Raw genomic sequence first — 10,588 nt, forward strand, 5'->3', positions numbered from 1 at the left:
GAGCGGGTATCCCGGTGCAATGAACGAGTTGAAGTATCTGGAGCTGCACGGCGATCGCGTCGCTTACCGCGACGAAGGCGACGGCGAGGTGCTCCTACTCATCCACGGGATGGCCGGAAGCTCGGAGACGTGGCGATCGGTGATACCGATGCTGTCGAAGAAGTTCCGGGTCATCGCCCCCGACCTGCTCGGCCATGGGGAGTCGGCAAAGCCGCGCACGGACTATTCGCTGGGCGCCTTCGCGGTGTGGCTTCGTGACCTGCTCGACGAACTCGGCGTCAGCCAGGCCAGCCTGGTCGGTCAGTCGCTCGGCGGCGGGGTCGCGATGCAGTTCGTCTACCAGCACCCCGACTACGCCAAGCGGTTGATTCTGATCAGCAGCGGCGGCCTGGGCCCCGACGTCGGCTGGGTGTTGCGGCTGCTCTCGGCGCCCGGCGCGGAGCTGGTGCTGCCGATCATCGCCCCGAAACCCGTCCTCGCCGTCGGCAATCGGCTCAGGTCGTGGTTGCGGGGCGCCGGCATTCAATCGCCGCGCGGCGCCGAGATGTGGAGCGCTTACTCGTCGTTGTCCGACGGCGAGACCCGGCAGTCGTTCCTGCGCACGCTGCGATCGGTGGTCGATTACCGGGGCCAGGCGGTCAGCGCGCTCAGCAGGCTGCGGCTGCGCGAGGACTTGCCGGTCATGGCGATCTGGGGCGAGCGTGACGCCATCATTCCCGTCGATCACGCGTACGCCGCACACGAGGCACGTACCGATGCCAGGCTCGAAATCCTGCCCGACGTCGGCCACTTCGCGCAGGTCGAGACGCCGAACCAGGTGGTGGAGCTGATCGAGGACTTCATCGCGACCGGCGACCGCCGTCAAACGGAGAGCACTCAGCTGCAGAGTTAAGCGTCGCTTCGGTGCGCACTCCGGTCGTAAAATTGCGGTGATGCGCACTGCCCCGCCTACCGCGCTTCCGCCGGGGCCCCGGCTGCCCCGGGCGGTACAGGCCGCGTTGATGCTGCACCGTGGGTCGCACTTCGTCGCCGCCTGCCGCCGTCGTTATGGGAGCGTGTTCACGCTGCGGGTAGCGGGCATGGGCACGCTGGTGTATCTGGCCGACCCGGCAGACATCAAGACGGTGTTTGCCGGTGACCCGCACGTCTTCCATGCCGGCGAAGCGAATTCGATTCTGAGCGGGTTGCTCGGCGATACCTCTCTTCTGGTCGTCGACGAGGACGTCCATCGGGATCGCCGCCGTCTGATGCTGCCGCCGTTCCATCGCGACGCCGTCGCACGCCAGGCAGGACTGATGGCCGAGATCGCGGCGGCGAACATCGCGGGGTGGCCGGTGGGGGAGACCTTCGCGGCCGCGCCCAAGATGTCGGAGATCACCCTCGAGGTGATCCTGCGAACGGTCATCGGCGCCACGGACCCGGCTCGGCTCACCGCGCTGCGTGAAATCATGCCGCAGCTGCTCACCGTGGGTTCGTGGGCGACGCTGGCACTGGCGAAGCCGGAGCTGCAGCGCTACCTCCCATGGCGGGGACTGCGCAGGCGAATGGCCGAAGCCGACCGCCTGCTCTACGCCGAGATCGCCGAGCGCCGCGCCGACCCCGACCTGGCCGGGCGCACCGACGTGCTGGCCATGCTGGTACGCGCCGACGACGGCGGGCGCACGATGTCCGATCGCGAGCTGCGGGACCAGCTGATGACGTTGCTGGTGGCCGGGCACGACACCACCGCCAACGGGTTGTCCTGGGCGCTCGAGCGGTTGACCCGCCACCCGGCCATATTGGCCAAGGCAGTGCTGGCGGCCGAGGCCAGCGCCGCGGGCGATCCGGCCGGCGACGAGTATCTCGACGCGCTGGTGAAGGAGACGTTGCGGATCCGTCCGGTGGTGTTCGACGTGGGGCGGGTGCTCACCCAACCAGCCGACGTCGCCGGCTACCGGCTGCCGGCCGGGGTCATGGTGGCGCCGGGAATCGGGCTGGTGCACACCAGCGCCACGGTGTATCCGGACCCGGACCGGTTCGATCCGGATCGCATGCTGGGCGCCACCCTGACACCGACGACGTGGTTCCCCTTCGGCGGCGGCAACCGCCGCTGTCTGGGCGCCGGCTTCGCCATGGTCGAGATGCGCGTGGTTTTGCGCGAGATTCTGCGCCGGGCCGAGTTGCGCACCACCACCGCGGCCGGCGAACGGCAGAAGCTGAAATTCGTTGTCCTGATACCGCATCGCGGCGCGCGCATCCGGCTCCGTGCGCTCAGGGTCGTCCCCGCCGCGGCGCCGTCGGCGACGGAGACACCGGCGCGGTAGCTATATGCCGTAGTCGGGCAGCTCGAAATCGTCGCGCACGCCGCCCGCGAAAACCGTTGCCAGCGGGGCGAAGTTCATGGTGTGCAGGGCCATGTTGCGCAACCACAGTCCGAGTCGGGTGCGGGTGGCGAAGAACCCGGTGTAGCGGACAGCGCCCGCTTGCTTGTTCGCGATGAAGGGACGCAGGCGCGTCTCGTAGGCGTCGAAGGCGCGGAGGTGGTCGCCTCCGGCGCGCACCAGCTCACCGGCCAGGATGTAGGCCTCGGTGATCGCCAGGCCGGTGCCCTCGCCGCCGAGCAGCGAAATGCACCCGGCCGCATCGCCGATCAACAACACCCGGCCACTCGACCAGCGGTCCATCCGAATCTGGCTGACGACGTCGGAGTACAAATCGTCGGCACCGTCGAGCGCGGCCAGCATGTCGTGGGCTTCCCAGCCGCAGTCGCCAAAGGTGTTGCGCAGCTCCTCTATTGGGTCCACACCGGCGACGCCGTGTTCGGCGCGGAAGATGAACAGGAATGTCGTACGGTCGCCGCGCAGCGCGAAACGCGCCAGCTGGCGCCCGGGGGCGGCGTAGGTGACGTAGACCAGTTCGTCGCGCGGCCGGTAGCCGTCGACCACGCAGGCCGCGACCTTGCATCCCAGATAGTGCTCGAACTGCCCCTCGGGCCCGAAGACCAGACGGCGCACGTTGGAATGCAGTCCGTCGGCGCCGATCAGCAGGTCGAATTCGCGTGTGCCGCCGCTGTCGAGGGTGAGTCGGACACCGTCACCGTGCTCGTCGACGGCGGCGATGCTGTCGCCGAACATCGTTTCGACCTTGTCCTCGATGGTGGCGTACATGGCCGCGGCCAGGTCGCCGCGGGGCAGGCTCGTGTAATCGGCGCCTAGGAGCCGGCGAAACACGTCCACCTTCACGTCCGCCTTGACCTCGCCGCGCGAGCCGACCGAACGCAGCCGTTCCATCTCGTACCCCGCTTCGCGGATCGGCTCCTCGATGCCCATGCGCTTGGCCACTTGGTAGCCGACACCCCAGAAGTCGATCATGTAGCCGCCGGTGCGGAAGTGCGGTGCCTGCTCGATCAGCGTCGGCGTGTGGCCGGTGCGATGCAGCCAGTGGGCGAGCGCCGCCCCCGCGACGCCGGCACCGCTGATGGCGATTCTCATGGTTGTCTCTACGCTCGCACCCATTGCCATGCGGCGTCTAGCCGCTCACGGTCGAAGGTTCGCGACTCGCCGCGCGTCAGCAATGCGGCGGCGACGTCGACGCACGCCGGCGACCATGTCCATTCGACGGCCGGTGAGTGCGACGCCGGGTTCAGTGGGCGACGGGGGTACGCGCGCCCCGGTAGTCGACCTGCCAGTGCTTGATGCCGTTGATGAACGACGACCGCAGCCGCTCGGGGTTCGCCAGCGGAGTCAGGTCGGGCAGGTGATCGGCGAGGGCGTTGAACATCAGGTCGATCGTCATGCGCGCCAGGTTTGCGCCGATGCAGTAGTGCGCTCCGGTGCCGCCGAATCCGACGTGCGGGTTCGGGCTGCGCAAGACGTTGAAGGCGTAGGGGTCGTCGAAGACTTCTTCATCGAAATTGGCCGACCGGTAGAACAGCACCACGCGCTGGCCCTTGCCGATCCGGACACCACCGAGCTCGGTGTCCTGGCACGCGGTGCGCTGAAAGGCCGTGATCGGTGTGGCCCAACGGATTATCTCGTCGGCGGCCGTCTTGGGCCGGCGTGCCTTGAACAACTCCCACTGTTCCGGATAGTCGGTGAAGGCCATCATCCCCTGCGTGATGGAGTTGCGGGTGGTCTCGTTTCCGGCGACGGCCAGGGTGACCACGAACATTCCGAATTCCGCCTCGGACAGGTGCTGGCCCTCGGCATCGGCATGTATCAGGGTGGTGACAATGTCGTCACCGGGATCCTCGCGCTTGCGTGCGGCCAATTGCATTGCATACCACATCAATTCGCCCGCTGAGGTAAGCGCGTCGTTACCGGCGAACTCCGGGTCGTCGCTGCCGATCATGTTGTTGGTCCAGTCGAACAGCTTGTCGTAATCCTCCTGCGGAACCCCGAGTAGCCCGGAAATGGCCTGCAGCGGCAATTCGCAGGCGACCTGACGGACGAAGTCGCCCGACCCGGCCGCCGCGGCTTCGGTCACGATGCGCCGCGCCCGCTCCGATAGCTCGGCCCGCAACCGCTCGACCGCGCGGGGCGTGAAGGCCCGCGAGACGATCTTGCGCAACCGGCTGTGCTCGGGGTCGTCCATCATGATCATCGACGCCCGTCCGGCCTCAATCTGGCCGGCCGCCAAGTCGTCCCGGTAACGCGGGACGATCGACTTGGTCGCGGACGAGAAGACCTCGCTGCGCAGCGAGACATCGCGGATGTCGCGGTGCTTGGTGACCACCCAGTAGCCCCCGTCGCCGAACCCGCCGGCGTCGGGCGCCTGCTCGTTCCACCAGATCGGCTCCGTCGCGCGCAGTTCGGCGAACTCCTGCACCGGCAGCCGCTGGGCATAGATATCGGGATCGGTGAAATCGAAGCCCGGCGGGAGGTTCGGTGTGGCCATCGGACTTCTCCAGAGACGTGCCTCTTGGGATCGGTAGCAAACTCGACATGTCTTACTGCCAGCACCATAAAGCCGAGCCTGGAAGAAAAGAAGCCTTCATGAAGATCATTGTGATCGTGGCGGCCGGCCTCGCCGCCGGCGCGGTGGTGGCGGCCGGTTGCGCGCAGGCCGAGATCGCCGCGGCGCCCGTCCCGAGCCAGTTCTACCCCTTGGCACCGGGCGGGCAGTCCGATCCGGAAGCCGATGTCGACGAGCTGCAGCGGCAGGTGGCTGAGCTGCACGACAACTGGGACAACCTCACCCCGCCGCAGCGACAGCAACGGCTGACGCAGCTGCAGCGGCAGGCCACCACGGTGTCCAACGAGGTGCAAAACCTCCCGCCGGCGCAACGGCCCGGGGTGGAAATGCGACTGTTGCAAACCACGTTCACGTTGTTCGACCTGGTGCGAAAGGCCCAGGGGCCCAATCAGCCCTGCTACTTTCCCGCGTGCCTGCCCGGCCTTTGACCGCCCTCAGCCCCGAATCGGGCTGGGCGCCTTGGCCGTTTCGCGCCCGCCCAGGTTGGTCGCCGCGGTCACGACGGCTCGCTCGATCTGGCGCAACGCGTGCACCGCGGTGAGGAATCGCCGGGTATCTGGCCCCGGTTGGCCCGACGATCCCGTCTCGCCGTCTCGCTGCCGGGCCAGGGTTTCGGCGGCGTCGAGGTCGTCGGCGGCCGAGACGATGGTCGGCGCGCGGCCACTGCCGATCGCGGCGGCCAGCGCGTCGATGTTGCGCCGCGTCTGGGCCGCGGCGGCCGAGAACGTGTCGGCAAGGGGCTGCGACCCCACCGGGTCCTGATACTGCTCGCTGCTGCGGGCCAGGCTGCGGCCGTACCGGTCGCAGGCCGCGAAGATGCGCAACGCCCGGCGAATGCTGCGCCGGCCCGCGAGGCCGGCGACCCCCGCCAGCAGCGGCTTGGCGGTGACGCGGAACTGCTGCAGGTCCCGGTCGAGCTGGCGTGCCTGCTCCGACGGGCTGACGCTCTCGTCCTCACCGAACATGGTCGCGGCGGACACCTCGATCAGGGCCGACAGGCTAGCCAGAAAGGTGCGGGTGTCGTCACGGATCGCGGCCCTGGTGTGCGTGGGCAGCACGACGATGGCCACGGTCACTCCGATGACCGCACCGAGCGCGGTCTCTTCGATCCGCAACATCAGTACGCCGAACGAGAATTGGCCGAGCAAGCCGTACAGCAACGCCAGCATCGTGGTGATCCAGAAGGTCATCAAGCTGTAGGTGACCGTCATGAAATAGAAGGCGCAGAACAGGCACACGAAGATACCGGCGAGCGCGGCCGTTCTGTCGCCGGCCAGCAACGTGGCCACCAGCACACCGCAGGGCACGCCGAGCAAGGTGCCGAGCAGGCGTTGCCAGCCTTTCGTCAGGGTTTCGCCCCACGAGTTGGTGCCGGCGAAGATGACGAACGCGGCGATCACCGCCCAATACCAGCGCGCCGGCGACACCAATTCGCCGGCGACGATCGCCAGCGACGCGGCGACGGCGACCTGGATGGCCTGCCGCGTGGTCGGTAACAGGCCCGCCGGCTGCGACGGTTCGGCGGCCTCGTCCGGGGGCGCGTCCTCGGCGGCCGGCGGCCGCTCGCTACCCCCGGTTTCCACGCCGCCGGTACCCCCGGCGGCCGCGCGGTCGACGATGGTCCGCACGTCGGAAGTCGCTGTCGCGGCGTTGATTACAGCCAGGGCGAGGCGGCGCACGGCGGTGCTGTCCGGGTCGGCGTCGGCGGGGCCGCACTGCTCGTTCAGCAGCCGCTGCGCTTGGGCGGCGGCCTGTCGAAGGCCGCCCGGTTCGGGGAGGCGGATGGCGCGCGCGAGCCGCGCGAGCGCGTCGACGAGCTCGGCCCGCGTTTGGCTTGGTATGGCGTCCGGGTTCTCCGCGGTCAGCGCCGCCGCCCGGCGCCCGGCCGTGGCCACCCATTCGATGGCGAGCTCGGCGTCCAGCAGCCACGGCGCCAACTGTTCGGCGGTGACACCCGGCCACAGCATGGCGGGGTCGGCATTGTCCTCGATCTGGCTCTGCACCATCAGGGCGGTCTCGTTGAGCCGGAGGGTGCGCGCACGCATGCGACGCCGGCGCCGATCGTCGAGGCGGCCGGTACGCACGGCTTCGGCCGTGGTGTCGACCACGATCGCCATCCGGGCCCGCAGCGCCCGGACGGTGTCCCGCAGCACGCGCTCCGGTCGATCGGGCATGACGTAGGTGGTCATCACGAATGTGCAGACCGTGCCCACCGCGACCGCCCCGATCATCCACGGCAGCTCCGAGATGCGCGCTCGCAGATACAAGGTGAAGAAGTAGGACATGAATGCGACCATGCCCAGCGCCCGGCCGCGCGCCCCGAAGCGGCGAATGTACGCGGCGGTGAACACCACCATCACGAACACCACGTCGCTGACCACCTGGTGGGACGCGAGCACCGCGGCGGCCGTGATGGAGACCGCCGCGGGCAGGGGCAGCAGGGCCATGGTGATCCGCTGCTGGTGCGGGTCAGGCTCGTTGACGGACCGCGACGCGACCATCGTGATGACGACGCCCAACAAGGCGACGGTCAGCGGCTGTCCCGTCGCCCGGGTCAGGACGTACAGCGCCAGCAGCGAACAACCGAGCGCGGCCGTTGTCCGCGTCGCCATCCGCAGCCGGAGCAGACCGGGATCGGAGCCGATCACCCAGTTGCCGGCTTGTTCGTAGAAAACGCTGATCGCCGTGCCCCCCTTCTCGCCTGTTGAACGCATCATGGTTACCCGAACTTCGGCACAAGCTAGTCTTCGACATCGTGACAGCGCCGACGCGGGCGAAGCTGGCCGATGGCCGTGACCTGCTGTTCTTCGCGCTGCCGGGGCACCGTCCGGCGCCGGTCGAAGACCGTAGGCCGCTGCCGGCGCGCGACGGGCAGCAGACCGAGTTGCGGTTCGACCAGACGATGGGGCAGTGGGTGATCGTCGCGGCGCTACGCCAAGACCGCACATACAAGCCGCCCCCCGACCAGTGCCCGCTGTGCCCCGGTCCGACGGGGCTGACCAGCGAGGTGCCCGCACCGGACTACGACGTCGTCGTCTTCGAAAACCGGTTCCCCAGCCTGTCCGGCACCGGACCGGCACTCGCGCCCGCCGGTGACGGCTTCGTGTCCGCCCCGGGGCAGGGGCGCTGCGAGGTGATCTGCTTTTCCAGCGACCACACCGGCTCGTTCGCGGGGCTCGAACCCGCGCACGCCCGGCTGGTCCTCGACGCGTGGCGGCACCGCACCGGCGACCTGATGGCCACGCCGGGCATCGAGCAGGTGTTCTGCTTCGAGAACCGCGGCGAGGAGATCGGGGTGACGTTGACGCACCCGCACGGTCAAATCTACGGCTATCCCTATCTCACGCCGCGGACCGCCGCGATGCTGGAACAGGCGCGCCGGCATCGAATGCACCACGGCACCAATCTCTTTGCCGACCTACTGGCCGGCGAGGTCGCGGACGGCAGCCGAATCGTCGCGCGCGACGACCTGTTCACCGCGTTCGTGCCGTTCGCCGCGCGCTGGCCGGTCGAGGTGCACATCTATCCGAACAGGTTCGTGCGCAACATCATCGAGCTCGACGAGGACGAGCTGGACGGGTTCGCGCGGGTCTACCTCGATGTGCTGAGGCGATTCGACCGGATGTATTCCTCCCCGCTGCCCTATATTTCGGCGTTGCACCAGTACTCCGACACCGACGCGCAGGCCGACGGGTACTTCCACGTCGAGTTGATGTCGATCCGGCGCAGCGCCACCAAGCTCAAGTACCTGGCGGGCTCCGAGTCGGGTATGGACGCGTTCATCAGCGATGTGACGCCCGAGAGCGTGGCCCAGCGCCTGCGGGAGCTCGCGTGACCGTCCGGTACTCCGCGCCCGGGCGGATCAACCTGATCGGGGAGCACACCGACTACAACCTGGGGTTCGCGCTGCCGATCGCATTGCCGCAACGCACGGTGGTGACGTTCACGCCCGACCGCGGCGATGCGATCACCGTGGCCAGCGACCGCGCGGACGGGCGGGTGCGCATTCCGCTGGACACCGCTCCCGGCGGCGTGACCGGCTGGGCCGCCTACGTGGCCGGCGTGATGTGGGCGCTGCATCAGGCCGGTCACCCGGTGACCGGCGGCGCGATGCGGATCACCAGCGATGTGGCGATGGGCGCGGGGTTGTCGTCGTCGGCGGCGCTGGAGTGTGCTGCGCTGGGCGCCATCGCGGCGGGCGCCGGGGTGCGCATCGACCCGAAGGAGCAGGCGCGGCTCGCCCAGCGCGCCGAGAACGACTACGTCGGCGCCCCGACGGGTTTGCTCGACCAGCTGGCCTCGCTGTACGGCCGGCCGGTGACCGCGCTGCTGATCGATTTCCGCGATGTCACGGTCGCGCCGGTGGCCTTCGACCCGGACGCCGCCGGCGTCGCGCTGCTGGTGATCGACTCCCGCGCCCCCCACAGTCACGCCGACGGCGACTATGCCGCGCGCCGCGCGTCGTGCGAGCGGGCGGCCGCGGATCTCGGGGTGGCGTCGCTGCGCGAGATCCAGGACCGCGGTCCGTCCCTCGCCGCCGCGGTGCGCGATCCGGTCGACGCCCGCCGGGCCCGCCACGTGCTGAGCGAGAATCAGCGTGTGCTCGATTGTGTTGCGGCGCTCAATGTTTCGGACTTCGCCGAGGTGGGACGAATCTTCAGCGCCTCGCACGCGTCCATGCGTGATGATTTCGAGATCACCACCGAACACATCGATCTGATCGCTGACACCGCGGTGCGGGCGGGCGCCCTCGGCGCGCGGATGACGGGCGGGGGGTTCGGCGGCTGTGTGATCGCGCTGGTGCCGACCGACCGCACCCGCGCGATCGATGAGGCGGTGCGACGCGCGGTGGGCGACGCCGGTTTCGAGCAACCGGTCATCGCCCGAACCCGTGCCGCCGCCGGCGCGGGGCCGGGTGGGTAACCGAGCCGACCGGCGACGTCGAAGTCACGGCCCCTGCTCACCGCGCATCTGCGGGCGGCCGGCTCCGAGTAACGGCTATTCGGCCGGAGTCAGGCGCACCGCTCCCAGGTGCATGCGGTCGACCGCCTCGGCGAACTCCTCGCGCGTCGGTATGCGTTGATCGCGAAACTTCAGCCCGATCATCCGCTGGGCGCGCCGAACGCCGTAGGACTCGGCGCAGCGCAGGAAGAGATCGCAGACCACGGCGCGGTCACGGATGAGCTCGCCGCGCATCGCGGTCTGCTTCCCGTCGTAGACGACCCGCGCGGGCGCGCCGCCGCGGAAATTCTGTTTCCACGGGGCGCCCGTCAGCGCGTACAGCTGATTGTCAATCATGTGGGCGCTCACCGGAAGTGAGAACGGCCGGCCCGTTTTTCGCCCGGTGAAGTTCAGCACCATGAGCTCCTTGCGGGCGGCGCCGGCGAGCGGGGTGCGCAGCAAGAAGCCCAGCATCGGGTTGACGATGCGCAGTAGCGCCGACGGTGGGTGCCCGGCGTCTATCGCATGGGACTGCTCTGGCATGCGCTTACCGTAAAGCCAATGGGGTTCCGTGGCCTAGCGATGGGGTGGCGGGGGGGGGGGGGGGGGGGGCCCGCCCCCCCCCCCCCCCCCCCCCCGCGGGGGGGGGGGGGGGGGGGGGGGGGGGGGGGGGGGGGGGGGGGGGGGGGGGGGG

The 10,588-nt window shown here is 69.3% G+C and carries 9 protein-coding genes; 5 read left to right on the plus strand and 4 right to left on the minus strand.

Features of this window, described 5'->3' with window-relative positions; genetic code table 11:
* Positions 1-19 precede the first annotated feature (19 nt).
* Positions 20-892 carry an alpha/beta fold hydrolase gene (locus tag A5756_RS20400; protein WP_066956635.1) on the plus strand — a complete coding sequence of 291 codons (873 nt, stop codon included), beginning with the start codon at positions 20-22 and terminating at the stop codon, positions 890-892.
* Between the two features lie 40 nt (positions 893-932).
* Positions 933-2,303 (plus strand): cytochrome P450, encoded by a 1,371-nt coding sequence (locus A5756_RS20405; protein ID WP_156659716.1) that lies wholly within the window; start codon positions 933-935, stop codon positions 2,301-2,303.
* Here A5756_RS20405 and A5756_RS20410 read toward each other — a convergent pair whose 3' ends face one another.
* Positions 2,304-3,470, minus strand: a complete 1,167-nt coding sequence (locus A5756_RS20410) for an FAD-binding domain (RefSeq protein WP_066956698.1) — start codon at positions 3,468-3,470, stop codon at positions 2,304-2,306.
* Between the two features lie 151 nt (positions 3,471-3,621).
* Positions 3,622-4,875, minus strand: a complete 1,254-nt coding sequence (locus A5756_RS20415) for a cytochrome P450 (protein ID WP_066956640.1) — start codon at positions 4,873-4,875, stop codon at positions 3,622-3,624.
* Between the two features lie 98 nt (positions 4,876-4,973).
* Here A5756_RS20415 and A5756_RS20420 point away from each other — a divergent pair, with 98 nt between their 5' ends.
* Positions 4,974-5,381: a hypothetical protein gene (locus tag A5756_RS20420; RefSeq protein WP_066956643.1), complete on the plus strand. Its 408-nt coding sequence runs from the start codon at positions 4,974-4,976 to the stop codon at positions 5,379-5,381.
* A 6-nt stretch (positions 5,382-5,387) separates the two neighbouring features.
* On the opposite strand, the gene A5756_RS20425 is transcribed toward A5756_RS20420, so the two are convergent.
* Positions 5,388-7,601: an FUSC family protein gene (locus tag A5756_RS20425; RefSeq protein ID WP_066956701.1), complete on the minus strand. Its 2,214-nt coding sequence runs from the start codon at positions 7,599-7,601 to the stop codon at positions 5,388-5,390.
* Positions 7,602-7,708: 107 nt separating this feature from the next.
* Between A5756_RS20425 and galT the strand changes: the two genes are divergently transcribed.
* Together galT and A5756_RS20435 are read left to right on the plus strand one after the other, a co-directional pair.
* Complete coding sequence (gene galT / locus A5756_RS20430) at positions 7,709-8,788, plus strand: galactose-1-phosphate uridylyltransferase (protein WP_197505464.1); 1,080 nt, start codon at positions 7,709-7,711, stop codon at positions 8,786-8,788.
* Complete coding sequence (locus tag A5756_RS20435; RefSeq protein ID WP_066956649.1) at positions 8,785-9,876, plus strand: galactokinase; 1,092 nt, start codon at positions 8,785-8,787, stop codon at positions 9,874-9,876. Before galT ends, A5756_RS20435 begins: the two co-directional genes overlap by 4 nt.
* Before the next feature lie 75 nt (positions 9,877-9,951).
* On the opposite strand, the gene A5756_RS20440 is transcribed toward A5756_RS20435, so the two are convergent.
* A complete protein-coding gene (locus tag A5756_RS20440; RefSeq protein ID WP_066956652.1) occupies positions 9,952-10,437 on the minus strand; it encodes a hypothetical protein in 486 nt (161 codons plus the stop codon).
* Positions 10,438-10,588 lie beyond the last annotated feature (151 nt).

The sequence above is a fragment of the Mycobacterium sp. 852002-53434_SCH5985345 genome (assembly GCF_001667155.1).
In the GTDB taxonomy this organism is placed as follows: Bacteria; Actinomycetota; Actinomycetes; order Mycobacteriales; family Mycobacteriaceae; genus Mycobacterium.